Origin of the sequence: Streptomyces sp. Ag82_O1-12 (assembly GCF_900182715.1) — a bacterium.
Classification (GTDB): Bacteria; Actinomycetota; Actinomycetes; order Streptomycetales; family Streptomycetaceae; genus Streptomyces; species Streptomyces massasporeus.
On sequence record NZ_FXUW01000001.1, the window covers coordinates 2,916,689 to 2,941,480 of the forward strand.

A 24,792-nucleotide genomic window follows, 5' to 3' on the forward strand; every position below is an offset into this window, starting at 1 on the left:
CCAGGGCCGATCGGGCCCCGGCCGCTTCCCGCTCGTTCCTTTACCTCCAAGGGATGCCGATGACCCCTCCCACCCAGCGCGATCAGATATCGGGCCCGAGACGCGTGGCCCGCATCGCCGTGGCCGCCGGTCTCGTGGCCGCGCTCTCCGCGGCCGGGCCGATCCCGATGGCGTTCTCCGCCGACGGTCCGGGCACGGACGCCCCGGCCGACCCGAGCGTCAAGTCCGCGCACGCCAAGCTCGGTTCGGACGACGCGGACCTGCTCGCGGAGGCCAAGGCCGACGGCGACAAGTCCGTCACGATGATGATCGCCACCGCGCCCGGGAAGACCGAGCAGGTCGCCGGGCAGCTGGACGCGGTCAAGGGCGGCTCGGTGGGCCGGGCCGACGACAAGCTGGGCTACGTCCGCGCCACCGTCCCGACGGCCAAGGCGGACTCGGCGATCGCCGCCGCCGCCAAGCTGTCCTCCGTGCACGGCATCGACCTGCGCGAGGAGATCCCCCTCGACGACCCGACGCCGAGCGCGGACACCGCCAAGGGCGCCAAGGCCGCGAAGGGGACGTACCCCGCGCCGGGGAAGAAGACCCCGGCGGAGAACCCGTACAACCCGTCCTTCGAGACGGGCGCGGTCGACTTCGTCGAGGACCACCCGAAGGCGGACGGCCGCGGCGTCACCATCGGCATCCTCGACTCCGGCGTGGACCTCGGCCACCCGGCGCTGCAGAAGACGACGACCGGTGAGCGGAAGATCGTCGACTGGGTCACGGCGACCGACCCGATCATCGACAACGACAACACCTGGCGCCCGATGGTCACGGCCGTGTCCGGCCCGGCCTTCACCTACCAGGGCCAGTCGTTCAAGGCGCCGGCGGGCTCGTACGCCGTCAGCCTCTTCAAGGAGTCGTACACCGCCGCCGGCGACGCCAAGGGCGACGCCAACCGCGACGGCGACACCACCGATGTCTGGGGCGTGCTGTACGACGCCAAGACCGGCACGGTCCGGGTCGACCTGAACAACAACAACGACTTCGGCGACGACGCCCCGATGAAGCCGTACAAGGACGGCCAGCAGGTCGGGTACTTCGGCACCGACGACCCGGCCACCGACATCGCCGAGCGGCAGCCGTTCGTCGTGGAGATCCGCAAGGACGTCCCGATGGACCCGCTGGGCGGCTCCTGGGTCGGCAAGAAGTCCGACTTCGTGAACATCGGCGTCATCGAGTCCGAGCACGGCACGCACGTCGCCGGCATCACCGCCGCCAACGGCCTGTTCGGCGGCAGGATGAACGGCGCCGCCCCCGGCGCCAAGCTGGTCTCCTCGCGCGCCTGCACCTGGTCCGGCGGATGCACCAACGTCGCGCTGACCGAGGGCATGATCGACCTCGTCACCAAGCGCGGCGTCGACATCGTCAACATGTCGATCGGCGGCCTGCCGGCGCTGAACGACGGCAACAACGCGCGCAGCGAGCTGTACACGCGCCTCATCGACACCTACGGCGTCCAGCTGGTGATCTCCGCGGGCAACTCCGGCCCCGGCGCCAACACCATCGGCGACCCGGCCCTGGCCGACAAGGTCATCTCGGTCGGCGCGTCGGTCTCCAAGGAGACCTGGGCCGCCAACTACGGCTCGGTCGTGGAGAAGAAGTACGCGATGATGCCGTTCTCCTCGCGCGGCCCGCGTGAGGACGGCGGCTTCACGCCGACCCTGGTCGCCCCGGGTGCGGCGATCAACACCACGCAGACCTGGCTGCCGGGCGCCCCGGTCGCGGAGGCGGGCTACACCCTGCCGGCCGGCTACTCGATGCTCCAGGGCACCTCGATGGCCTCCCCGCAGGCCACCGGCGCCTCGGCGCTGCTCATCTCGGCCGCCAAGCAGAAGAAGATCGACCTCACGCCGGCGACCCTGCGCACGGCCCTCACCTCGACCGCCGACCACATCAAGGGTGTGCAGGCGTACGAGGAGGGCGCGGGCCTGATGAACATCCCCGACGCCTGGGACGCCATCCGCGACGACGCCACCGCCCACACGTACACGGTCAAGGCGCCGGTCGACACCGCGATCGACCAGCTCCTGAAGACCCCGGGCTTCGGCACGGGCCTCTACGACCGTGAGGGCGGCCTGAAGGCCGGCCAGAAGAAGACGTACGAGATCACCCTGACCCGTACGTCCGGCGCCGACAAGGCGATCCGGCACGAGCTGCACTTCGAGAACAACGCGGGCGGCACGTTCCGCGTCGTCGGCTCCGACGAGGTGAAGCTGCCGCTGAACCAGCCGGTGACCGTCAAGGTCCAGGCCGCGCCGAAGTCCGCGGGTCTCCAGAGCGCGATCCTGGAGGTCGACGACCCGAAGACCGAGGGCATCGACCGCCAGGTCCTCAGCACGGTCGTGGTCGCCGCGCCGCTGAAGTACACGTTCTCCGCGAAGAGCTCGGTGCAGCGCAACAGCACCCAGCACTACTTCGTCACCGTCCCCGAGGGCGCGAAGACCCTCGAGGTCGCGATGAGCGGGCTGAAGGACAAGAGCCAGACGCGGTTCATCTCGATCCACCCGTACGGTGTGCCGTCGGACCCGACGTCGACGATCAACTGCTACCCGAACTACGCCAGCCCGGACAACACCTGCCGTCCGGACCTGCGTTCCTACGCCGACCCGCAGGCCGGCGTCTGGGAGATCGAGGTCGAGTCGCGCCGCACGTCGCCGCTGCTGGACAACCCGTACAAGCTGGACGTCGCCGTGCTCGGCGCGGCCTTCGACCCGGAGACCGTGACCGTGCCCGAGGCGAAGGTCGGCACCCCGGCCGCCGCCTCCTGGAAGGTGACGAACGGCTTCGCCGCGCTCGACGGCAAGCTGGTCGGCGGCCCGCTCGGCTCGGCCAAGGTGGCCCGCCCCTCGATCAAGCAGGGCGAGACGCAGACCACGACGGTCGAGGTGCCCGCGGGCGCCAAGTCGCTGGACGTCGCCATCGGCGGTGTCTCGGACAACGCCGCGGACCTGGACCTCGCCGTGTACGACGCGTCGGGCACGCAGGTCGGCAGCTCCGCGGACGGCGACTCGGAGGAGTCGGTGTCCGTGCCGTCCCCGGCCGCCGGGACGTACACCGTCGAGGTCGCCGGGTACTCGGTGCCGGCCGGCACCACGGCGTACGACTACCAGGACGTGTTCTTCTCCCCCTCCCTCGGCAGCGTGACCGTCGACGGGTCGGGTCCGGTGAAGCTCGGCACGGGCGACTCCGCCACGGTCTCGGGCAGCGTCACCGCCGCGGCGGCCGCTCCCGAGGGGCGTGAGTTCTTCGGCCAGGTCCAGCTGGTCAACGCGCGCGGCACGGTCGCGGGCGTGGGCAGCGTGAAGATCGAGAAGGTGCTGCCGTAGCGGTACCGCGGCAACGGTGGGGCGGGCGTCCGTGAGGGCGCCCGCCCTTTCCGCTGTCACGGGCACGGGAAGGTGCGCGAGGCGGGCAGGGCCTCGGTGATCCACGCCCGGTCGCGGGCGATCTCCTTCTCCCCCGTGGTCCACATGTCCGGCTCGGCCTGCCCGCCGGGGATCCCGACGAGGACGTGGTCACCGGCCCGGAGCCGGGGCTCGACGCCGGTCTCCATGGGGAAGGTGATCCGCTTGCCGCCCTTGTCGGGCTTGTAATAGCGCGTGACGTCGAGGGTGATCCGGTCCTGGCCGGTGCCGGGGAGGGTCTCGACCCCGGCGACCGTGCCCTCGACGACGATCCGGGCGCAGGCGAGGTACCCGGCGTGACCGAGCTTGGCGCCCTCACCGGCCTGCGGGCGGCTCGCGGAACTGTCGGCGGCTGACGACCCGCCCTGATCGTCTCCGGCGCTCAGGCCGTCGCTCTGGACGACGAGCCAGCCCGTGCCGATCACGAGACCGGCACCGACGGCCGCGACGAGGCCCTTCAGCGCCACGGCCAGGGGCCGGCGGGAGCGGGAGCGGGCGCGGGAGCGGGTGCGGTGCGCGGCCGGCGGGGTCACGGAGGCGCCCGCGCCTCCTCCCGGCTCGGGCGCGGCGGCCCCCTCGGGATCGGCGCCCTGCTCCGGGACGGCGGCCTGCTCCGGGACGGCGGCCTGCTCCGGATCGGCGGCTAGCCCGGGCTCGGCGGTTCGCCCCGGCTCGGTGAGCGCCCGGCCGATGAGGCCCAGCTGCTCGCGCAGCAGTGCCACGTCGTCGGTCGCCGACCGGTACGCCGTCATGAAGGCGTCGTCCGCGAGGGCGTCGTCCCCGGGCGCCTCGCCGGTGATCACCGCCATCAGCGCTGCTTCGTCGTGCCCGTCCTTGTCGTACCCGGCGGTCACGTCACACCACCTCGTCCTCGTGCAGGCGGGCGCGCAGGGCCCGTACGGCCGTGTGCAGCCGGCTCTTGACCGTGCCCTCGGGGACGCCGAGCTGCTCGGCGATGGAGCGGACCGGCAGGTCGGCGTAGAAGCGCAGGACGACGACCTGCCGCTGGGCGTCGGGCAGCTCGTCCAGGCCCTGAGCGACGGCGACGGACAGCACACTGCTGTCCTCGCCGGAGGGCTGCTCCGTCGGCTGGCGCAGGGCGGCCAGCCGCTCCCCGAGCCGCTCCTGGCGGCGCTTGGCCCGGTGCCAGTCCATGGCGAGGTTGGAGGCGACGACCGCCGCCCACGCCGAGACGTCCCGCGGCGCCTCCCGGCCGCCGGCGGCCCGCTCCAGGAGCCGCAGGCGGACCTGCTGCACCCCGTCCGGCAGGTCCGCCTGCGGCACCCCGCCGAGCGCGAGCACCGCCCGCACCCGGCGCTCCTGCGCCGCGTCCAGCGGATCGGCCCCGCCCCCCGGGTCGTCGCCGGTCGCCGTGTGCGCCTCCCGGCCGCGCCGTGGCCTTCCGCGCAACAGCACAAGCCACCCCCCTCACGTCGTTTCTCCTACGACGCCGGCACGTCCCGGAACGTTCGCTCGCCGCGCGGCGAGTTCCGCCGGGGCGGCAGAGGCATACGTCACACTTCCGTGTGGCCGGGATCGGCATGGGCAGGCGAGCTTGCGGCGCACGACCCCGGCCGGACGAATTCCTCCAGCTCAGCGGGGTCGACACCGCAGGTCCGCAACCACGGAACGGGACAGGCCGTCCCACTCTCCGGGCAGACCGGGGAAAGAAGTGGACAGGCGGGCCGTGGTCGGCCGCATGATGGAAAAGCCTCGGCCAAGCAACGAGTACGTGAACAGACGCAGGAGAGGGAGTCACCGTGAGGGTCGGAATCGTCGGAGCCACCGGACAGGTGGGCACGGTCATGCGCAGGATCCTCAAGGAGCGGAACTTCCCGGTCACCGAGCTGCGTCTGTTCGCCTCGGCCCGCTCCGCCGGGTCGCAGCTGGACGGCGTGACGGTGGAGGACGCGGCGACCGCCGACTACACCGGCCTGGACATCGTCCTGTTCTCCGCGGGCGGTGCCACGTCCAAGGCGCTGGCCGAGAAGGTCGCCTCGCAGGGCGCCGTCGTGATCGACAACTCCTCCGCGTGGCGCAAGCACCCGGAGGTGCCCCTGGTCGTCTCCGAGGTCAACCCGCACGCGATCAAGGACCGCCCCAAGGGCATCATCGCGAACCCGAACTGCACGACCATGGCCGCGATGCCGGTCCTGCGTCCGCTGCACGACGAGGCAGGCCTTGAGGCCCTCGTCGTCGCCACGTACCAGGCGGTCTCCGGCTCCGGTCTCGCGGGCGTCGCCGAGCTGCACGGCCAGACGCAGAAGGTCGTCGCGGACGCCGAGAAGCTCACCCACGACGGTGAGGCGGTCGACTTCCCCGAGCCGGGCGTCTACAAGCGCCCCATCGCCTTCAACGTGCTGCCGCTCGCGGGCAACATCGTCGACGACGGCCTGAACGAGACCGACGAGGAGCAGAAGCTCCGCAACGAGTCCCGCAAGATCCTGGAGATCCCCGAGCTGAAGGTCTCCGGCACCTGCGTGCGCGTCCCGGTCTTCTCCGGCCACTCCCTCCAGGTCAACGCCCGTTTCGCCCGGCCGATCAGCCCCGAGCGCGCGACGGAGCTGCTGGCGGACGCCCCGGGCGTCGTCGTCACCGACATCCCCACGCCTCTCCAGGCCGCCGGCAAGGACCCGTCCTACGTCGGCCGCATCCGCCGCGACGAGACGGTGGACAACGGCCTGGCCCTCTTCGTCTCCAACGACAACCTCCGCAAGGGCGCGGCCCTGAACGCGATCCAGATCGCGGAGCTGGTGGCGGCGGAGCTGAAGGGCTAGTTTCCGCCCCCCCTCAGCCCCTGCGCACCTCGTAGAGGAAGCAGCCGTACTCGACGGCCCGGACGTGGACCAGTGCCACGGCCGGGTCGTCGAACGCTTCCCGGAGGGCCTGCCGGAACCCACCCGGTTCCCCGACCAGCCGGCCGCCCAGGATCCGTCCCTCGGCCGAGTAGCGGCGGACCGTGCGGTGGGAGCCGGTGAAGGGGAGGGTGTCGCCGGCCGGGCCCGCGCACGCGTCGGCGTGGATGAAGACCGGGCCCTGTTCGTCGTAGGCACCCGGCGTGGCGCCCGTTTCCGAGGCCCAGCGGCGCAGCGGGGCGTAGGACACCAGGGCGAGGCGTTCGCCCGGCTCGCTGTGGCGCAGGCAGCAGCGCAGTGGGCTGCCGCCCTCGGTGTCGGTGAAGCCGTCGGTCGGGCGGCCCGCGTCGTCCGTCGTGCGCAGTTCCTTCAGAGCGCGGGGGGTGATGGGGCGAGCGTCGTACGTGGTCGTCGTCATGGTCACCAGACTCGCTCGCGCGACCCGCGCTCACCGGCGGGATCCGGACGTCGCGTTCCCTCACTCGGCACGGCCGGAAGACAGGCCCGGCAACGCTCCTCGGGAGCGCTGGACACCGGTGCGCCGCCGCCCGCGAAGGGTCCCGCCCGAGGGGTATCCCTAGGAGTCGCCCAGGTCGTCGCATGACGCCGAGCCGCCGTGGAAAGATGGCGCAACCCACCCATACCGAGGAGATGACCGCGTGCCTGGCACAAACCTGACCCGCGAAGAGGCGCAGCAGCGGGCGCAGCTGCTCGCCGTTGAGTCGTACGAGATCGAACTCGATCTCTCCGGCGCGCAGGAGGGCGGCACCTACCGGTCCGTGACCACGGTGCGCTTCGACGTGACGGCCGAGAACGGCGCGGAGTCGTTCATCGATCTGGTGGCGCCGGCCGTGCACGAGGTGACCCTGAACGGGGACTCCCTCGACCCGGCCGAGGTCTTCGCGGACTCCCGGATCGCCCTGCCCGGCCTGCTCCGGGGCCGCAACATCCTCCGGGTCGTCGCCGACTGCGCGTACACCAACACCGGCGAGGGCCTGCACCGCTTCGTCGACCCGGTCGACGACCAGGCCTACCTCTACACCCAGTTCGAGGTCCCGGACGCCCGCCGGGTGTTCGCGAGCTTCGAGCAGCCGGACCTCAAGGCGACCTTCCAGTTCTCCGTGACGGCGCCCGAGGGCTGGACGGTCATCTCCAACTCCCCGACGCCCGAACCCCAGGACAACGTCTGGGTCTTCGAGCCGACGCCGCGCATCTCGACGTACATCACGGCGCTGATCGTCGGCCCGTACCACTCGGTGCACAGCGTGTACGAGAAGGACGGCCGGTCCGTCCCGCTCGGCATCTACTGCCGGCCCTCCCTCGCCGAGTACCTCGACTCGGACGCCATCTTCGAGGTGACCCGGCAGGGCTTCGAGTGGTTCCAGGAGAAGTTCGACTACGCGTACCCGTTCGAGAAGTACGACCAGCTGTTCGTGCCGGAGTTCAACGCGGGCGCGATGGAGAACGCGGGCGCGGTGACCATCCGTGACCAGTACGTGTTCCGCTCGAAGGTGACGGACGCGGCGTACGAGGTGCGCGCGGAGACCATCCTGCACGAGCTGGCCCACATGTGGTTCGGCGACCTCGTGACCATGGAGTGGTGGAACGACCTGTGGCTGAACGAGTCGTTCGCCACGTACACGTCCATCGCCTGCCAGGCGGCTCACCCCGAGTCGCGCTGGCCGCACTCCTGGACCACGTTCGCCAACTCCATGAAGACGTGGGCGTACCGCCAGGACCAGCTGCCGTCGACGCACCCGATCATGGCCGAGATCAACGACCTCGACGACGTGCTCGTCAACTTCGACGGCATCACGTACGCCAAGGGCGCGAGCGTGCTCAAGCAGCTCGTCGCGTACGTCGGCGAGGACGAGTTCTTCCGGGGCGTGCAGGCGTACTTCAAGGCGCACGCGTTCGGCAACACGCGCCTGTCGGACCTGCTGGGCGCCCTGGAGGAGACCTCGGGGCGTGATCTGAAGTCGTGGTCGAAGGCCTGGCTGGAGACGGCCGGCATCAACGTGCTGCGCCCGGAGATCGAGACGGACTCCGACGGCGTCGTCACGTCCTTCGCCATCCGCCAGGAGGCCCCGGCCCTGCCGGCCGGCGCCAAGGGCGAGCCGACGCTGCGCCCGCACCGGATCGCCGTCGGCCTGTACGACCTCGACGAGGCGAGCGGCAAGCTGGTCCGCCGGGAGCGCGTCGAGCTGGACGTGGACGGCGAGCTGACGGCCGTGCCGCAGCTCGTGGGGCAGCACCGCCCGGCCGTGGTCCTGCTCAACGACGACGACCTGTCGTACGCGAAGGTCCGCCTGGACGAGCAGTCGCTGGCCTTCGTCACGGAGCACCTCGGCGACTTCGAGTCCTCCCTGCCGCGCGCCCTGTGCTGGGCGTCGGCCTGGGACATGACGCGCGACGCCGAGCTGGCGGCCCGCGACTACCTGTCGCTGGTGCTGTCCGGCATCGGCAAGGAGTCGGACATCGGTGTGGTGCAGTCGCTCCAGCGGCAGGTGAAACTGGCGATCGACCTGTACGCCGACCCGGCCGCCCGCGAGGCGCTGCTGGCCCGCTGGACCGACGCGACGCTGGCGCACCTGCGGGCGGCGGCCCCGGGCAGCGACCACCAGCTGGCGTGGGCGCGCGCCTTCGCGGCGACGGCCCGCACGCCGGAGCAGCTCGATCTGCTGGACGCGCTGCTGGAGGGCTCGCAGACGATCGAGGGCCTGGCCGTCGACACGGAGCTGCGGTGGGTGTTCGTCCAGCGGCTCGCCGCGGTCGGCCGGTTCGACGAGGCGGAGATCGCGGGCGAGTACGAGCGTGACCGCACGGCCGCGGGTGAGCGGCACGCGACCACGGCCCGGGCGGCCCGTCCGACGGCGGAGGCCAAGGCGGAGGCGTGGGAGTCGGTCGTCGACTCCGACAAGCTGCCGAACGCCGTGCAGGAGGCGGTCATCGCCGGCTTCGTCCAGACCGACCAGCGCGAAGTGCTCGCCCCGTACGCGGAGCGGTACTTCGAGGTGGTCAAGGACATCTGGGAGTCCCGCTCCCACGAGATGGCCCAGCAGATCGCCGTCGGCCTCTACCCGGCCGTGCAGGTCTCCCAGGAGACCCTGGACCGGACGGACACCTGGCTGACCTCCGCCGAGCCGACCGCGGCCCTGCGGCGCCTGGTCTCGGAGTCCCGCGCGGGCGTGGAGCGCGCCCTGCGGGCCCAGCGGGCGGACGCGGCGGCCGCCGGGGAGTAATCCCGGCGGTCCGCAACACCCCCGAAGGGGCGTCCGGTCTGTGCCGGACGCCCCTTCGCCTGTCCCCCGCCGACCGCGGGCGCGGCCGCGCCTAGCGCCGTAGCGCCGCGTCCCGCACGTCCGTCGTCCCGGTGTGGAGGTTCCGCCCGGTGACGCCGACGGTGCGCGAGGGCCGGGTGACGAACTGCCCCGCCACCGTCGCCCCGAACGCCAGCCCCATGCCGACCAGTTGCACCGGCGTCAGCGCCTGCCCGAGTGCCGCCCAGCCGACGACGGCGGCGGTCAGCGGGGAGAGCGGTCCGAGGAAGGTGACCTGGGTGGCGGCCATCCGGCCGATGCCGCGGAACCACAGCCAGTACGCGACGGCCGTGTTCGCGACGGCGAGGTAGAGGTAGCCGCCGACCGCCCGGCCGTCCAGCGCCGGCGGCGCGCCCTCGATCAGGAAGGCGAGCGGCGCGATGAGCAGGCCGCCCGCGGTGAGCTGCCAGCCGGTCAGTGCCAGCGGCCCGACCCCCTCGGGGCGGCCCCAGCGCTGGGTGAGCACGGTGCCGGTCGACATCGAGGCCGTGGAGGCCACGGCCGCCAGCAGGCCGAGCGTGTCCAGCGCCCCGGCCGCCCGCAGGACCACGAGGCTGACGCCGAACGCGGCCACGGCCCCGGTCACCAGCGTGCGTGCCGACGGCCGCTGCCCGAGCAGCAGCGCCGAGAGGCCGGCCACGAACAGCGGACCGGCGGAGCCGACGACCGCCGCCAGACCGCCGGGCAGCCGGTACGCGGAGAGGAACAGCAGCGGGAAGAAGGCGCCGATGTTCAGCGCGCCGAGCACCGCCGCCTTCCACCACCAGGCACCGCGCGGCAGCACCCGGGCGAGGGCGAGCAGCAGCAGACCGGCGGGCAGGGCGCGCACCAGGGCGGTGAACAGGGGGCGGTCGGGCGGGAGGAACTCGGTGGTGACCGCGTAGGTCGTGCCCCAGGAGACGGGCGCGAGGGCGGTGAGGGTGATGAGGGCCGGGCGGGAGAGGGCCATGGGAGACACCCTTCTGAGTAGGTCAGCAGAAAGTAGCTTACCGCTAAGCAACTTTCAGTCAAGCTACTTTCTTGCGGGTGACCGAGCCTCGGCCGATACTCGTGACATGAGCGAACGCCCGCAGCAGCGCAAGGACCCCGTCGACGCGATCATCGACCAGTGGGCGACGGTCCGGCCCGACCTCGACACCGCCGCCATGGAGGTCTTCGGCCGGATCAACCGGCTCTCCCACGCGATCGGCGAACGAGTGGGGCAGGCGTACGCGACGTTCGGGATCTCCCGCGGGGAGTTCGACGTCCTGGCGACCCTGCGCCGCTCCGGCGAGCCCTACACGCTCTCGCCCCGGCAGCTCTCCGCGACGCTGATGCTCACCACCGGTGGCATGACGGGGCGCCTGGACAAGCTGGAGCGGGCGGGCCTGCTGCGCCGCTCCCCCGATCCGCACGACCGGCGCGGGCTGCACGTCACGCTCACCGACGAGGGCCGCGCACTGGTCGACGAGGCCGTCGGTGCGGGGCTGGCGGTGCAGACGGAGGCGCTCTCCGCCCTGGGCGCGCAGCGGGCCGGGCAGCTCGCCGAGCTGCTGCGGGACCTGCTGGCGGGGACGGACAGGTCCTGACACGACCGGCGGGGACGGGACAGGTCCTGACACGACCGGCGCCGACAGACAGGTCCTGACACGACGAGGGCGCCGCCGCGGTCATCGCGACGGCGCCCTCGACGAGGAACGCTGATCAGGCCTTGACTTCGCTCTTCGCCTCGGCCTTGGGGGTGATGTTGGAGCTGGTCGGGTCCTTCTTCTTGTGCGTCTTGTCCGCGATCGTCACCAGAGCGTGGATGACCAGGTAGAGCACGATGGGGGCCGCGACGAAGAGGCCCAGCGTCTCGATGACGCTCAGGCCCTGACCGGGGTCGTCACCGTCGTCGCGGGTGAGCGCGCTCGCGGGGGACGACATGAGCAGCATCATCAGCGTCGTACCGGCTGCCAGGGCGCCGGCGCGCAGGGCGTTCTTCTTGTCCACGGTGTCAAAATATCCAACGCCGACCGGGGACGCGCGCCCGGGGTGCCGTAAGGGACGCCCGCCTCACGCGCCGCCCTCCCGGAGCACCTCCATCAGGGCGTGCAGTCGCGGTGAGGCCGCCAGGTCCTCCAGGGTCACCGGCCGCCCCTGCGCGTCCGCGATCGGCAGGCGCCAGTTCGGGTACTGGTCCCACGTCCCCGGGAGGTTCTGCGGGCGGCGGTCGCCGACGCCGTCCGGCAGCCAGACACCGACCATGCGGGCCGGGGTGCGCAGCAGGAAGCGGTGGACGGCCTGGATCTGGGCCTCCTCCGACGACGTGTCACCGCCGCCGCCCGTGCCGTGCAGCAGGCCGAGCCGGGAGAGCAGGGACAGCCACTCCCCCGCGTCGGCGGCGGCCTCGGCGCGCTCCTCCTCCAGGGGCCGGGTCAGCAGGCCCAGGCCGGCGCGGAGCTCGACGTGCTCGCCGGTGAGACGGGCGGCGGTGGAGGGCAGGTCGTGGGTGGTGGCGGTGGCCAGGCAGTCGGCGCGCCAGCCGTCGGGGGGCAGGGGGCGCCCGTCGCCGTCCCAGTCGCGTTCGAACCACAGCACGGACGTGCCGAGCACCCCGCGCTCGCGCAGCGCCTCGCGCACGCCGGGCTCCACGGTGCCGAGGTCCTCGCCGATGACCAGCGCCCCGGCCCGGGAGGCCTCCAGGACGAGGACGGCGAGCATGGCCTCGGCGTCGTAGCGGACGTAGGTGCCCTCGGTGGGCGGGTGGCCCTGCGGGACCCACCAGAGGCGGAACAGGCCCATGACGTGGTCGATGCGCAGGGCGCCCGCGTAGCGGAACAGGGCGCGCAGCAGGTCGCGGAACGGGGCGTAGCCGGACTCGGCGAGGCGGTCGGGGCGCCAGGGCGGCAGGCCCCAGTCCTGGCCGCGGGCGTTGAAGGCGTCCGGCGGGGCGCCGACCGACATGCCGGCGGCGAAGTGCTCCTGCTGCGCCCAGGCGTCGGCGCCGCCGGGGTGCACGCCGACCGCGAGGTCGTGCACGATCCCGACGGGCATCCCGGCCTCGGTCCCGGCGCGCTGCGCGGCGGTCAGCTGGGTGTCGGTGAGCCAGGCGAGCCGGGACCAGAAGTCGACCCGGTCCATGAGGCCGTTGCGGGCCTGGGTCGTCTCGGCCGACCGGGGATCGCGCAGGCCGGTCGGCCAGCGGTGCCAGTCCGAGCCGTGCACCTCGGCGAGGGCGCACCAGGTGGCGTGGTCCTCCAGGGCCTGGCCCTGCTCGGCGAGGAAGTCGCAGTAGGCGGCGCGCCGGCCGGGGCCGAGGGGGACCTCGCCGAGCAGCTCCAGCGCCTCCCGCTTGAGCTCCCACACGGCGTCCCGGTCGATCAACGCGCCCTGGTGCAGCACCGCTTCACGCAGTCGGCCCGCTCTCTCCAGCAGGGCGCGCAGGCGTTCGGGGTCGTCGACGTACGCGGCCTCGGGGATGTCCTCGACGCGCAGGTGCACGGGGTCGGGGAAGCGGCGCGAGGAGGGGCGGTACGGGGAGGGGTCGGTGGGGGCTCCGGGCACGGCGGCGTGCAGCGGGTTGACCTGGACGAACCCGGCGCCGAGCGACCGCCCGGCCCAGCCGGCCAGCTCGGCGAGGTCACCGAGGTCGCCCATGCCCCAGGAGCGGCGGGACAGCAGGGAGTAGAGCTGGACGAGGAGTCCGTGGGAGCGTCCCGCGGGGGTGGGCAGGCGGGGCGGGGCGACGATCAGGTGGGCGGTGGCGGTGCGGCCGTCGGGGGTGGTGGCGGTCAGCCGGTGCACGCCGGGCGGCAGGCCGTCGGCCTCGGCGCGGCTCTCGCCCCGCTCGGTGTCGATCCGCAGCCGGGTTCCCTCGGGGAGCGCGGCCAGGGCGGCCGGGGGGCTGCCGCTCCAGCCGACGACGGTCGGGGGCAGCAGCCGTTCGCCCAGTTCCCGCTCGCGGGCCGCGAGCGCGGCGCGGATCGCGCCGGGCGTGCTCGCGTCCACGCCGAGGGCGGCCAGGGTCAGGGTGACCGCGGTGGCCGAGGCCGCGACCGAGCGGTCCGGGGACGGGCTGTAGGAAGTGGCGACGCCGTGCAGCACGGCGAGGCGGGACAGGTCCTCGGAGGGCGGGTCGGCCGGCCGGGGTGCGGTCATCTACATCCTCGAGTAGTCCGGGACGAAGGCCGGGGGCTCGCTGGTCAGGGGAGCGGCTTCGGCGAGCGGCGGCTCACTGGTGAGGGGCTCGGCGTCGGGCAGCGGGGGCTCGCTGGTCAGCGGCAGTTCGGTGTGGGTGCTCTCGGAGCTGAAGACGCAGTAGCGGGGGTCGGCGTAGTGCGGGTCGTCGAGGTCGGCGGACTGGTCCGCCACGGGTTTGGACGGGGCCGGGAGCGGAAGAAAAGTCATCGCAGCCACGGGGGCCTCCTTGTCGGTACGGCTTTCAAAGGGTCATCGCAGCCCTACCCAGTCGACGCGAAGGCAGACGCCCCAGGCCCAACATCGTGCTTCTGCTCACATTCCACTCCCCTCCACATACTCCAGATTCCGGCATTTCACCCACAACGGCCACTCTCGTTGACATGTTCACCAGGCGGGTGGTGGGCTCGTCGTGCCGGTCGGACACATCTGGAGGGGCCTGTGGGACTGCGGCGTGGGAAGCGGGCCGCGGCCCTCGCGGTCGCCGTCGTCGCCGGGAGCCTCGCGGCCCCGCCCGCCGCGCCGGCGGCTCCGTCTGAACCGGACACGACCGCGACGACCACGACCCCCGACAGCGCCAAAGCGGACCTCTCCGTCTGGCCACGCCCCCAGTCGCTGCGCGCGAACGGCGTCCCGGTCGCCGTGCCCGACGAGGTCGCCCTGGTCACCGACGCGCAGGCGGACCCCCATACCGTCGACGCCCTGCGCGAGTTGCTGCGGCAGGCCGGGGCCCGCCGGATCACGGACACGGCCGGACCGGGCGCCCTGGTCGTGCGCGCACGGACGGAGCCCGTCCGCCGGGACGACCGCCGCGCCCTGCCCGCCGGGGGATACGAGCTGTCGGTGGGCGCGGGCGGCGTCTTCCTCACCGGCACCGGCGAGGACGGCCTTTTCCACGCCGTGCAGACACTGCGGCAGCTCCTGCGTCCCGACCGCACGATCGCGTCGGCCGTCGTCCGCGACTGGCCCGGCACCGCCGTACGCGGCATCACCGAGGGCTTCTACGGCACCGCCTGGACGCACCGGCAGCGGCTGGCGCAGCTGGACTTCATGGGGCGTACCAAGCAGAACCGCTACCTGTACGCCCCCGGCGACGACCTCTACCGGCAGGCCCGCTGGCGTGAGCCCTACCCGGCGCAGGCCCGGGCCCGGTTCCGGGAGCTGGCCGAGCGGGCGCGGAGCAACCACGTCTCGCTCGGCTGGGCGGTGGCCCCGGGCCAGGCGATGTGCTTCGCGTCGGACGACGACGTGCGGGCGCTGACACGCAAGCTGGACGCCATGTGGGCGCTGGGCTTCCGGGCGTTCCAGCTCCAGTTCCAGGACGTCAGCTACAGCGAGTGGCACTGCGGGGCGGACGCCGACCGGTTCGGCTCCGGCCCCGAGGCGGCGGCGCGGGCCCAGGCCCGGGTCGCGAACGCGGTGGCCCGCCACCTGGCGGCGCGGCACCCCGGCGCCGCCGGGCTGTCCCTGATGCCGACCGAGTACTACGAGGACGGCACGACCGACTACCGGCGGGCGCTGGCGAGCGAGCTGGCCAGGGGTGTCGAGGTGGCCTGGACGGGCGTCGGGGTGGTGCCGCGCACCATCACGGGCGGCGAACTGGCCGACGCGCGCGAGGCGTTCGGGCATCCGCTGGTCACGATGGACAACTACCCGGTCAACGACTACGACCCCGGCCGCATCTTCCTCGGCCCGTACCAGGGCCGTGATCCGGCCGTCGCGACCGGCTCGGCCGCCCTGCTGGCCAACGCGATGCAGCAGCCGGAGGCGTCCCGCATCCCCCTGTTCACCGCCGCCGACTACGCCTGGAATCCGCGCGCCTACCGGCCCGGGGAGTCCTGGCGGGCCGCGATCACCGACCTCGCGGGCGGGGACCGGAGCCGCGAGCAGGCCCTGGCCGCGCTGGCCGGCAACGACGCCTCGTCGGTCCTGGACGACGAGGAGTCGGCGTATCTGCGCCCGCTGACCGAGGCGTACTGGGCATCCCGCACGGCGGGCGGCGCGGGCACCGACGGGGACGCCGAGCGGCGGCTGCGCGAGGCCTTCACCGTGCTGCGCGAGCTGCCCCGGCGCCTGTCCGGCACGGGCCTCGGCTCCGAGGTCGCCCCCTGGTCGGAACAGCTGGCGTCCTACGGCGAGGCGGGCACGGCCGCGCTCGGCATGCTGGACGCGCAGCACGCCGGGGACGCGGCGGCGGCCTGGACGGCGTACCGCAGGCTCGGCACGCTGCGGGCCCGGCTGGAGACGGCACCCGTGCAGGTCGGCACGGACGTGCTGGACCCTTTCCTGCGGCGGGCGCAGAAGTCGTACGCCGCCTGGTCGGGCATCCACCACGAGCCGCTCCGCAACCCCGGCGACGGCCGCACCCTGCGCCTCCCGCGGCCCCGGGCGCTCACCGCCGTGACGGCCCTGACCGAGCCGGGCACCGAGGGCGGCGTCGAGGTGCATGTGCCGGGGCAGGGCTGGCGTGAGGCGGGCCGGCTGGACCGGTCCGGGGCGACCGAGGTGCGGCTCGGGACCCGCGCCGACGCCCTGCGCGTCACCGGCCCCGCACCCTCCCGCGTGCACCACCTCATCCCCTGGTTCACCGACTCGCCCGCCGTCTCCCTCGGCCTGCCCCGCGACCGGGCGGACGTCGAGACCGGCCGCACCGAGCGGCTGACGGCCCGGCTCGGATCGCTGCGCCCCGCCGACGCCCGCGGCAGGCTGACCGTCGAGGCGCCCGAGGGCGTCCGCGTCCGGGTGCCGAGGGGCGAGCTGACCGTGCGGCGCGGCACGACGGTGGAGGTCCCGGTCGAGGTGACCGTGGAGCGCGGCGCCCCGATGCGGTCGTACGACGTCCAACTGGGGTTCGCGGGAGCGGACCGCACGCTCACCGTCCGGGCCGTCCCGCCCACCGGCGGCCCCGACCTGGCGCGCACCGGCACCGCCCGTTCCTCGGGCGACGAGACGCCCGACTTCCCCGCCTCGGCGGCGAACGACGGGGACCCGGAGACCCGCTGGTCGTCCCCGGTCGACGACGGCGCCTGGTGGCAGGTGGAGCTGGCCCGCCCGGCGCGGCTCGGCCGGGTCGCGCTGCACTGGCAGGACGCCCACCCCTCCTCCTACCGCGTCCAGGTCTCCCCGGACGGCCGCCGCTGGCGCACCGCCGCCGTCGTCCGGGACAGCCGGGGCGGACGGGAGAACGTCCCCCTGGACGAACGGGACGTGCGGTTTCTGCGCGTCCAGGGCGACAAGCGGGCGACCCCGTACGGCTATTCGCTGTGGTCGGCGGAGGCGTACGCCGTCTCCGACTGAACCACTCTCCAGGCAGGGCGAGAACTTCCCCACCGCTCACTATTCACTCAGTACATGTACTCAGTACATAATGATCCGCATGAGCACCCGCCACATCCTGCTGGGCCTGCTCGCGACGGGTCCGAGCCATGGCTACGACCTCAAGCGACGCCATGACGAACGCTTCCCGCAGGCCCGCCCGCTGGCCTACGGGCAGGTCTACACGACCCTGCAACGTCTCGTGCGGGACGGCCTCGCCGAGATCGACGGCACCGACTCGGACGGCGGCCCGGAGCGCACGACGTACCGGGCGACGGACGAGGGGACCCGCGAACTGGCCCGCTGGGCCGGGGAGATCGCCCCGCCCGCGCCGTTCGTGGCGAACGAGATCTTCGCCAAGGTCGTGGCCGCGATCCTCGCGGGGGGCGACCCGGACGGCTACCTGAGCGCCCAGCGCGCGGCGCACATGGCGCGGATGCGGGAGCTCACGGCGGTCAAGGCCGCCAAGGGAGCCGATCTCGCGACCGTGCTCTCGGCGGACTACGCCCTCAACCACCTCGACGCCGATCTCCGCTGGATGAACACCACGGCGGCCCGGCTCACCACCCTGACCGCGGAGGTCGACGCGACATGAGCAGACCCGTGCCCCTTCTCACGGCCGGCGGCCTCACCAAGACGCACGGCCGGACAACGGCCCTGCGCGGCGCGTCGGTCGAGCTGCGCGCCGGCGAGATCCTCGCCGTGACCGGCGCGAGCGGCAGCGGGAAGTCGACGCTGCTGCACTGCCTGGCCGGCATCGTCCGCCCGGACGCGGGCTCGGTGACGTACGACGGCCGGCGGCTGGAGGACCTGACCGAGAAGCAACTGAGCGAGCTGCGGCGCACCGAGTTCGGCGTGGTGTTCCAGTTCGGGCAGCTGATCCCCGAGCTCACAGTCCTGGACAACGTGGCCCTGCCCCTGCTGCTGGCCGGCACCGACCGGGCCGGTGCCCGGGCCCGGGCCGGTCAGTGGCTGGAGCGGTTCGGGGTGCGGGGCCAGGAGGACCTGCGGCCGGGCGAGCTGAGCGGCGGCCAGGCGCAACGGGCCGCGCTGGCCCGGGCGCTGGTCACCGGGCCCAGGGTGGTCTTCGCCGACGAGCCGACGGGCGCCCTGGACTCGCTGGCGGGTGAGCAGGTCATGACGGCCCTGGTCCACACGGCCCGCGAGTCGGGCACGGCCGTGCTGCTGATCACGCACGACGCCCAGGTGGCGGCGTACGCGGACCGCGAAGTCCGGCTGCGGGACGGGGCCGTGGCGGCGCTGGGGGTGACGGCGTGACGTCTCTCCGGGCCGATCTGCGCCTCGCCTGGGAACTCACCCGGGGGTCCGACCGCGGCGAGTGGTGGCGGGTGACCCTCACGGCGGTGGGCGCCGCGCTCGCGGCCGGCTTCGCCCTGGCCGCCGTCGCCCTGGCGTCCCTGCGCGGCAGCTCCTACGTGCCCGTCGCCTCGGGCCTGTTGAACGAGCCCGGCACGCGGTCCGGCGTGATCGCCGGCCTGCTGCTCCTGCTCGTGCCGGTGCTCGGGTTCCTCGGCCAGTGCGCCCGGATCGGGGCGGTGCACCGCGACCGGCGGCTGGCCGGGCTGCGGCTGGCCGGGGCGACCCCCTGGCAGGTGCGGCGGATCGCCGCGCTGGAGACCGGGCTCGCCTGTCTGCTGGGCTCGGCGGTGGCCACCGTCTTCTCCGTACTGCTCCTGCTGCGCCTGTGGGACCCCACGGCCCTTGCCTGGGCGGGGATCGCCCTGGTCGCCGTCGCCGTACCGCTGCTGGGCGCGGCGGCGGGCGCGCTGGCGCTGCGCCGGGTGGTGGCCTCACCCCTCGGCTGGGTCCGCCGGACCGCGCCGCGCACCGGACGGGGACCGGGTCTGCTGTTCCTGGCGGGCCTGCTGCTGGTCGGGGCGGCGGCGCTGTTCGCCCTGCTCGGCACGTCCTCGGCCGCTTCCAACCGGCCGAGCGCCGGGCTGCCGCTGACGATGGTGGGTGTGGTCCTCGCGGTCGGCGCGGGCTCGGTGTGGCTCTCCGGAGCCATGGCCAAGGTCACCGGGCGGATCCTGGCGGCCCGGGCCCGGTCGGCGGCGGTGCTGATCGCGGCGGAACGGTTGCGCGACGACCCCTGGGCGGCCGCCCGGTCGCACGCGGCGGTGCTGCTGGTGACGGTCGTCGGGACCGGGTTCATGGGCATCCGGGAGGTCTTCCTGGATGTGGTGCGCTCCAGGCAGAACAACACCGAGAGCCTCGGCTACTACACCCTGGGCATCAACCTCACCGGCGCAGCCGTCGCGATCGCCCTCGCGATCACGCTGTCCGGCCTCGCCGTCGGCACCGCCGAGTCCCTGGCCACCCGCCGCCGGGGCCTGGCCGCGCAGGCTGCCGCCGGGGTGCCGCGCGCGGTGCTCGGCCGGTCCCTGCTGCTGGAGACCGCGCTGCCGCTGGCACCGGCTGTGCTGCTCGCGGGCCTGGGCGGGACGGCCATCGGCACCTGGTACGCGCTGCTCGCCCATCGCCCGGTCCCCTGGGTGACGGCCCTGGTGCCCCTCGCGGTCTACGCCGCCTGCCTGCTCGCCGTGGCGACCTCGCTGCCGCTGCTGGGCCGCTCGGTGCGGCCCGGGGAGCTGCGCTACGCGTGACGTGGGGCCGGTGGGACCGTCCATGATCGGCCGGTCCCGGGGGAACGGGGGTTTCCCGGGGCCGGTGACTTCTGCGGGCGCAGGGGATTCCCGGGCCGGAGGCCCGTGCGGGGGTGCAGGGCATTCCCAGGCCGGAGGCCCGTGCGGGGTGCAGGGCGATACCGCCGCCGGGCGGCGGTATCGCGGCAATACGAAGGCCCGGATCGTCTCAGGCGGAAATGCCGTCGATCCGGGCCATGGCGTCCTCCGCGCCGAACGGCTGCAAGTACGGCAGCCAGCGCGGATCCCTATGGCCGGTCCCGATGATGCGCCAGGCCAGGCCGGACGGCGGGGCGGGTTTGTGGCGCAGCCGCCAGCCGATCTCGAAGAGGTGCCGATCCGCCTTCACGTGGTTGCAGCGGCGGCAGGACGCCACCACGTTGTCCCAGACGTGCTTGCCCCCGCGGCTGCGCGGGATGACGTGGTCGACGCTGGTTGCGACGCCACCGCAGTACATGCACCGGCCCCCGTCGCGGGCGAACAGCGCCCGGCGGGTCAGTGGAACGGGCCCCCGATAGGGAACCCGGACGAATCGCTTGAGCCGGACCACGCTGGGTGCGGGGACTGTGACGGTCGCGCTGTGCAGATAGGCGCCGGACTCCTCGAGGCAGACTGCCTTGTTCTCGAGGACGAGGACGAGCGCGCGGCGGAGCGGTACGACGCCTAGCGGCTCGTACGACGCGTTGAGGACCAGGACATGCGGCACGGATGCCTCCTTGGACGCCGGCGGCGCGTGGCTCGCGCCGGGACGATTCGTAGCCAGTCTCCCCTCATGCCTGGTGGAAGCGCCACCATGTCCCCGTAACGGGCTGGGAGTGTTTTCGACCACATCCCATTCATCCCCCGGATCATGGCCCGTTCAAGCCCAGGTGAGCACGGTCTCTCCTTCACACATCCGGCAAGCGCACACACAATGCCCCGTTAGTGTGGTGGTTCTGCCCCTTCGGTGACCCAGCCGTGACCTTGACCCCCCAGAACCACCGCGCCGGGGCAGACCGCTGCACCTGGAGGTACCTGCTGTGTTCCTGTCCCTCGCGGACTCCGTCCTGTCGGCCGTCGACCCGTCACCGTCGCCGACCCCCTCGGAGACCCAGTCCCCGAGAGTGCCTTCGCTCCAGGACGCCCACGAGAGCGCGACGAACGCCGCCGGCTGGGTCGAGCAGAACTGGTCGACATGGCTCGCGATCGGCCTCCAGGTCCTGCTGATCGTGGTGATAGCGACGGTGCTGCGCATCGCGGTACGCCGGGCGATCACCAAGCTCATCGACCGGATGAGCCGCACCGAGCAGTCGGCGGACGGCTCGGCCCTGGGCGGCCTGCTGGTCAACCTGGAACGCCGCCGTCAGCGCTCCCAGGCGATCGGCTCGGTGCTGCGCTCGGTCGCCAGCTTCCTGATCATGGGCACCGCGGCCCTGATGATCCTCTCCGCGTTCAACATCAACCTCGCCCCGCTGCTGGCCTCGGCCGGTGTCGCCGGTGTGGCGATCGGCTTCGGCGCCCGCAACCTCGTCACGGACTTCCTGTCCGGCGTCTTCATGATCCTGGAGGACCAGTACGGCGTGGGCGACACGATCGACGCGGGTGTCGCCTCCGGCGAGGTGATCGAGGTGGGCCTGCGCGTGACCAAGCTGCGCGGCGACGGCGGCGAGATCTGGTACGTCCGCAACGGCGAGGTCAAGCGCATCGGCAACCTGTCCCAGGGCTGGGCCACGGCCAACGTCGACGTCACCGTCCACGCCGGCGAGGACCTGGACAAGGTGAAGGCCACCCTGGACGAGGTCGCCGAGAAGATGAGCGCCGAGGAGCCCTGGAACGAGCTGCTGTGGGGCCCGATCGAGGTCCTCGGCCTGGACAGCGTGCTGCTGGACTCGATGGTCGTGCGCGTCACCGCCAAGACCATGCCCGGCAAGTCCCTGACCGTGGAGCGCGAACTGCGCTGGCGCGTGAAGCGGGCCTTCGACGCGGCGGACATCCGGATCGTCGGCGGCGCCACGGCCCCGCTGGAGGAGCAGCCCGCGGACCCGACGGCGGGGATGGCGGCACCGTCGGCGTACGCGAACGCCACGTCTCCGCAGTCTGCGGCCGCGTCCCCGCTCTCGCCGACGAGCACCACGAAGTAGGCCGGCACCTCGGAAAGAGGGCGGCACCCGGTCCTGCCGGGTGCCGCCCTCTTCGCCTGTCCGGCCGCACGCCGGCCGCGGGTCCCGATATCGGCAGCCGCCCCCCATTGACGCCCACCCCGCCCCGGGCCTACCTTCCTCCCATCAATAGGAAACTTTCCTAACAGTGATCAGGAGCACCCGGAGGAACGGTCGTCCGATGGACTTCCCCGTCTGATCACTGAGAAGCTGAGCAGCCGAAGGGCAGGTGTGGACACGCATGGCTGGAACCGCCGGCACGCCGGGCACCCCGCGCGTCCTGCGCGCCATGAACGACCGGGCCGCCCTGGACCTGCTGCTGGAGCACGGACCGCTGTCCCGCACCCGGATCGGCAAGCTCACCGGCCTGTCCAAGCCGACCGCCTCGCAGCTCCTGGCCCGTCTGGAGGCGGCGGGACTCGTCCTGGCCACCGGCACCACCGAAGGCCGCCCCGGCCCCAGCGCCCAGCTCTACGAGGTCAACCCGGCGGCCGGTCACGCCGCCGGACTCGACGTCACCCCCCAGCGGATCCTCGCCGCGGTCGCCGACATCACCGGCCGCACGGTCGGCCGCCACGAGTTGCCCACTCCCGGCAGGCGCACCGGCACCCCGGTCGTCCAACAGGTCACCGACGCGCTGGACGGCGCGGTGAAGGCTGCCGGTCTCGCCCGGGACGACATCCACCGCCTCGTCATCGGCACCCCCGGTGCCTTCGACCCCACCACGGGCCGGCTGCGCTACGCCTCTCACCTCCCGGGCTGGCACTCCCCCACCCTGCTGGACGAGCTCGCCGCCGCGCTGCCGATGCCGTTCGAGTACGAGAACGACGTCAACCTGGTCGCGCTCGCCGAGCAGCGTCTCGGCGCGGCCCGGGGCCACGCGGACTTCGTGCTGCTGTGGAACCAGGAGGGCCTGGGCGCCGCCCTGGTGCTCGGCGGCCGGCTGCACCGCGGCTGGACCGGCGGCGCCGGCGAGGTCGGCTTCCTGCCGGTGCCGGGCACGCCCCTGGTCCGTCAGGTCACCAAGGCCAACAGCGGCGGCTACCAGGAGCTGGCCGGCTCCCAGGCCGTCCCGCGCCTGGCCCGCGAGCTCGGCATCGAGGACGTCCCGCCGGGCCCGTACGCCGAGTCCGCCGCCGCACTGGTGGCCAGGGCGGCGCAGGCGGACGACGACACCCACCGGCAGCTCCTGCGGACCTACGCGACCCGGCTGGCCACCGGTCTGGCCTCCCTGGTGTCGGTCCTCGACCCCGAGCTCGTCGTGCTGAGCGGCGCGGCCCTCACCTCGGGCGGCGAGCCGCTGCGCGCCCTCGTCCAGGCCGAACTGGAAGAGCTGGCCGCGTCCCGCCCGCGCCTGGTCGTGGGCGACGTCCGTGAACACCCCGTGTTGCGCGGCGCGCTGGAGAGCGCGCTCGCGACCACACGCGACGAGGTCTTCGACACCTCCCGCTGAACCGACTCGGCCTGAACCGACTCGGGCCGAACCACTCACGCCGACCCCACCCCCCTCCCCGGTAATTCCCTTCTTCCCCCGTGCCTCAGGGAGCTCTGCCATGCCCGGAACATCCAGAAAAGCGACTTTCGCGCTCGCCGCCTCCGCCACCCTCGCCCTCCTCGCCACGGCCTGCACCGGCCAGTCGGACGCGGGCGCGAGCGACGACGCGTCCAAGGAGACGACCCTCAACTTCTGGCACGCCTGGAGCGCGCCGTCGGAGGTGAAGGCCGTCAAGGAGCTGGTCGCCGGATTCGAGAAGGCGCACCCCAACATCCACGTCGACGTCGTCGGCAACATGACGGACGACAAGATGAACCAGGCCCTGCGCACCGGCGGCGCCAAGGCCCCGGACGTGATCTCGTCGTTCACCACGAACAGCGTCGGGAAGTTCTGCTCGTCGGGCGCCCTGGTGGACCTCAACCCGTTCTTCGAGAAGTCGGGCATCGACCCGCAGCAGACCTTCCCGAAGGCGATGAACGAGTACACCCAGTTCGAAGGCAACCGCTGTGCCGTGCCCCTGCTCGGCGACGCCTACGGCCTCTACTACAACAAGACGGCGTTCAAGAAGGCCGGCATCGCCGCCCCGCCGAAGACCTGGTCGGAGTTCGAACGCGTCGCGAAGAAGCTGACGATCCCCCAGGGCGACTCGTACCAGCAGCTCGGCTTCATGCCGAACTACCACGGCTGGGAGACCACCACCGAGCACTACCTCGGCCAGTTCTCCCCCACGTACTTCGACAAGGACGGCACGTCGAACGTCGGCAAGGACCCGGCGTTCGCCCAGGCCTTCACGGTGCAGAAGAAGCTCGTCGACGCACTCGGCGGCTACCGCAAGCTGGAGACCTACCGCTCCAGGCTCGGCGACGAATGGGGCCCCAAGCACCCCTTCCACACCGGCCAGGTCGCCATGCAGCTCGACGGCGAGTGGCGCCTGGGCATGGCCCTGGACACCGAGCCGAAGTTCGACATCGGCGTGGCCCCGCTGCCCGTCCCCGACGAGCAGGCCGACCAGTACGGCAAGGGCTACATCACCGGCACCATCGCCGGCATCGCCGCGACGAGCGAGAAGCAGAACGCGGCCTGGGAGCTGGTGAAGTACATGACCACGGACACGGACGCGGTGGTGGACTTCTCCAACGCCATCCACAACGTGCCCTCGACGCTCGCGGCCCTGAAGTCCCCGAAGCTGACGTACGACCCGCGCTTCAAGACGTTCCTGGAGATCGCCGCGAACCCGGACTCCACCACCGCCCCCGCCTCCATCAACGGTGGTGTCTACCTCACGACGGTCCAGGAGTTCGGCTACGCCTACGAAAGCGGCAAGGCGACCGACCTCAAGGCCGGTCTGAAGAAGACGGCCGCGCAGATCGACACGGACATCGCGCAGGCGAAGTAG

19 protein-coding genes are annotated in these 24,792 nt (G+C 72.9%); 11 read left to right on the forward strand and 8 right to left on the reverse strand.

The features are described 5' to 3' along the window. Positions 1–59 precede the first annotated feature (59 nt). Positions 60–3,371, forward strand: a complete 3,312-nt coding sequence (locus QOL88_RS13380) for a S8 family serine peptidase (protein ID WP_097216643.1) — start codon at positions 60–62, stop codon at positions 3,369–3,371. Between the two features lie 56 nt (positions 3,372–3,427). On the opposite strand, the gene QOL88_RS13385 is transcribed toward QOL88_RS13380, so the two are convergent. Continuing rightward, positions 3,428–4,303 carry a hypothetical protein gene (locus QOL88_RS13385; protein WP_257027760.1) on the reverse strand — a complete coding sequence of 292 codons (876 nt, stop codon included), beginning with the start codon at positions 4,301–4,303 and terminating at the stop codon, positions 3,428–3,430. A gap of 1 nt (position 4,304) precedes the next feature. Next, on the reverse strand, positions 4,305–4,862 hold the full coding sequence (locus QOL88_RS13390; protein WP_097222978.1) for a sigma-70 family RNA polymerase sigma factor: 558 nt from the start codon (positions 4,860–4,862) through the stop codon (positions 4,305–4,307). Between the two features lie 347 nt (positions 4,863–5,209). Between QOL88_RS13390 and QOL88_RS13395 the strand changes: the two genes are divergently transcribed. Beyond that, on the forward strand, positions 5,210–6,226 hold the full coding sequence (locus QOL88_RS13395) for an aspartate-semialdehyde dehydrogenase (protein ID WP_031106413.1): 1,017 nt from the start codon (positions 5,210–5,212) through the stop codon (positions 6,224–6,226). Between the two features lie 13 nt (positions 6,227–6,239). Here the strand turns inward: QOL88_RS13395 and QOL88_RS13400 are convergent, their stop codons facing one another. Continuing rightward, positions 6,240–6,722 (reverse strand): DUF1203 domain-containing protein, encoded by a 483-nt coding sequence (locus QOL88_RS13400; protein ID WP_097216644.1) that lies wholly within the window; start codon positions 6,720–6,722, stop codon positions 6,240–6,242. Between the two features lie 241 nt (positions 6,723–6,963). Between QOL88_RS13400 and pepN the strand changes: the two genes are divergently transcribed. Beyond that, positions 6,964–9,546 carry an aminopeptidase N gene (pepN, locus tag QOL88_RS13405; protein ID WP_097216645.1) on the forward strand — a complete coding sequence of 861 codons (2,583 nt, stop codon included), beginning with the start codon at positions 6,964–6,966 and terminating at the stop codon, positions 9,544–9,546. A 91-nt stretch (positions 9,547–9,637) separates the two neighbouring features. Here pepN and QOL88_RS13410 read toward each other — a convergent pair whose 3' ends face one another. Beyond that, positions 9,638–10,573, reverse strand: a complete 936-nt coding sequence (locus QOL88_RS13410; protein ID WP_257027761.1) for an EamA family transporter — start codon at positions 10,571–10,573, stop codon at positions 9,638–9,640. Positions 10,574–10,679: 106 nt separating this feature from the next. Here QOL88_RS13410 and QOL88_RS13415 point away from each other — a divergent pair, with 106 nt between their 5' ends. After that, positions 10,680–11,192 carry a MarR family winged helix-turn-helix transcriptional regulator gene (locus tag QOL88_RS13415; protein ID WP_097216646.1) on the forward strand — a complete coding sequence of 171 codons (513 nt, stop codon included), beginning with the start codon at positions 10,680–10,682 and terminating at the stop codon, positions 11,190–11,192. A 115-nt stretch (positions 11,193–11,307) separates the two neighbouring features. Here QOL88_RS13415 and QOL88_RS13420 read toward each other — a convergent pair whose 3' ends face one another. From QOL88_RS13420 to QOL88_RS13430, 3 genes are all read right to left on the reverse strand, one after another. Further along, entirely contained in the window at positions 11,308–11,595 is a 288-nt protein-coding gene (locus QOL88_RS13420; RefSeq protein WP_097216647.1) for a hypothetical protein, read from the reverse strand. A 63-nt stretch (positions 11,596–11,658) separates the two neighbouring features. Then, on the reverse strand, positions 11,659–13,743 hold the full coding sequence (malQ, locus tag QOL88_RS13425; protein WP_097216648.1) for a 4-alpha-glucanotransferase: 2,085 nt from the start codon (positions 13,741–13,743) through the stop codon (positions 11,659–11,661). Next, complete coding sequence (locus QOL88_RS13430) at positions 13,744–14,001, reverse strand: hypothetical protein (protein ID WP_097216649.1); 258 nt, start codon at positions 13,999–14,001, stop codon at positions 13,744–13,746. A gap of 222 nt (positions 14,002–14,223) precedes the next feature. On the opposite strand from QOL88_RS13430, the gene QOL88_RS13435 reads away from it, so the two are divergent. The 4 genes from QOL88_RS13435 to QOL88_RS13450 all read left to right on the forward strand — a co-directional run bounded on the left by QOL88_RS13435 (position 14,224) and on the right by QOL88_RS13450 (position 19,724). Next, on the forward strand, positions 14,224–17,079 hold the full coding sequence (locus tag QOL88_RS13435) for a glycoside hydrolase family 84 protein (RefSeq protein ID WP_097216650.1): 2,856 nt from the start codon (positions 14,224–14,226) through the stop codon (positions 17,077–17,079). 79 nt (positions 17,080–17,158) lie between these two features. Further along, positions 17,159–17,692, forward strand: coding sequence for a PadR family transcriptional regulator (locus tag QOL88_RS13440; RefSeq protein ID WP_097216651.1), 534 nt, complete (start codon positions 17,159–17,161; stop codon positions 17,690–17,692). After that, a complete protein-coding gene (locus QOL88_RS13445) occupies positions 17,689–18,375 on the forward strand; it encodes an ABC transporter ATP-binding protein (RefSeq protein ID WP_097216652.1) in 687 nt (228 codons plus the stop codon). Before QOL88_RS13440 ends, QOL88_RS13445 begins: the two co-directional genes overlap by 4 nt. Next, positions 18,372–19,724: an FtsX-like permease family protein gene (locus QOL88_RS13450; protein ID WP_097216653.1), complete on the forward strand. Its 1,353-nt coding sequence runs from the start codon at positions 18,372–18,374 to the stop codon at positions 19,722–19,724. The genes QOL88_RS13445 and QOL88_RS13450 overlap by 4 nt, the downstream gene beginning before the upstream one ends. Before the next feature lie 208 nt (positions 19,725–19,932). On the opposite strand, the gene QOL88_RS13455 is transcribed toward QOL88_RS13450, so the two are convergent. Further along, positions 19,933–20,469 (reverse strand): HNH endonuclease, encoded by a 537-nt coding sequence (locus QOL88_RS13455; protein WP_031110731.1) that lies wholly within the window; start codon positions 20,467–20,469, stop codon positions 19,933–19,935. 319 nt (positions 20,470–20,788) lie between these two features. Between QOL88_RS13455 and QOL88_RS13460 the strand changes: the two genes are divergently transcribed. The 3 genes from QOL88_RS13460 (at position 20,789) to QOL88_RS13470 (ending at position 24,792) form a co-directional block, all read left to right on the forward strand. Beyond that, on the forward strand, positions 20,789–21,883 hold the full coding sequence (locus QOL88_RS13460; RefSeq protein ID WP_257028056.1) for a mechanosensitive ion channel family protein: 1,095 nt from the start codon (positions 20,789–20,791) through the stop codon (positions 21,881–21,883). 259 nt (positions 21,884–22,142) lie between these two features. Continuing rightward, complete coding sequence (locus QOL88_RS13465) at positions 22,143–23,354, forward strand: ROK family transcriptional regulator (RefSeq protein WP_097216655.1); 1,212 nt, start codon at positions 22,143–22,145, stop codon at positions 23,352–23,354. 100 nt (positions 23,355–23,454) lie between these two features. Next, on the forward strand, positions 23,455–24,792 hold the full coding sequence (locus QOL88_RS13470; protein WP_097216656.1) for an ABC transporter substrate-binding protein: 1,338 nt from the start codon (positions 23,455–23,457) through the stop codon (positions 24,790–24,792).

What these genes read in the sequence shown, in the direction of transcription:
- QOL88_RS13380 (WP_097216643.1), top strand. Translation starts at nt 60, where the DNA reads ATGACCCCTCCCACCCAGCGCGATCAGATATCGGGCCCGAGACGCGTG.
- QOL88_RS13400 (WP_097216644.1), bottom strand. Translation starts at nt 6,722, where the DNA reads ATGACGACGACCACGTACGACGCTCGCCCCATCACCCCCCGCGCTCTG.
- QOL88_RS13410 (WP_257027761.1), bottom strand. Translation starts at nt 10,573, where the DNA reads ATGGCCCTCTCCCGCCCGGCCCTCATCACCCTCACCGCCCTCGCGCCC.
- QOL88_RS13415 (WP_097216646.1), top strand. Translation starts at nt 10,680, where the DNA reads ATGAGCGAACGCCCGCAGCAGCGCAAGGACCCCGTCGACGCGATCATC.
- malQ (WP_097216648.1), bottom strand. Translation starts at nt 13,743, where the DNA reads ATGACCGCACCCCGGCCGGCCGACCCGCCCTCCGAGGACCTGTCCCGC.
- QOL88_RS13440 (WP_097216651.1), top strand. Translation starts at nt 17,159, where the DNA reads ATGAGCACCCGCCACATCCTGCTGGGCCTGCTCGCGACGGGTCCGAGC.
- QOL88_RS13445 (WP_097216652.1), top strand. Translation starts at nt 17,689, where the DNA reads ATGAGCAGACCCGTGCCCCTTCTCACGGCCGGCGGCCTCACCAAGACG.
- QOL88_RS13465 (WP_097216655.1), top strand. Translation starts at nt 22,143, where the DNA reads ATGGCTGGAACCGCCGGCACGCCGGGCACCCCGCGCGTCCTGCGCGCC.
- QOL88_RS13470 (WP_097216656.1), top strand. Translation starts at nt 23,455, where the DNA reads ATGCCCGGAACATCCAGAAAAGCGACTTTCGCGCTCGCCGCCTCCGCC.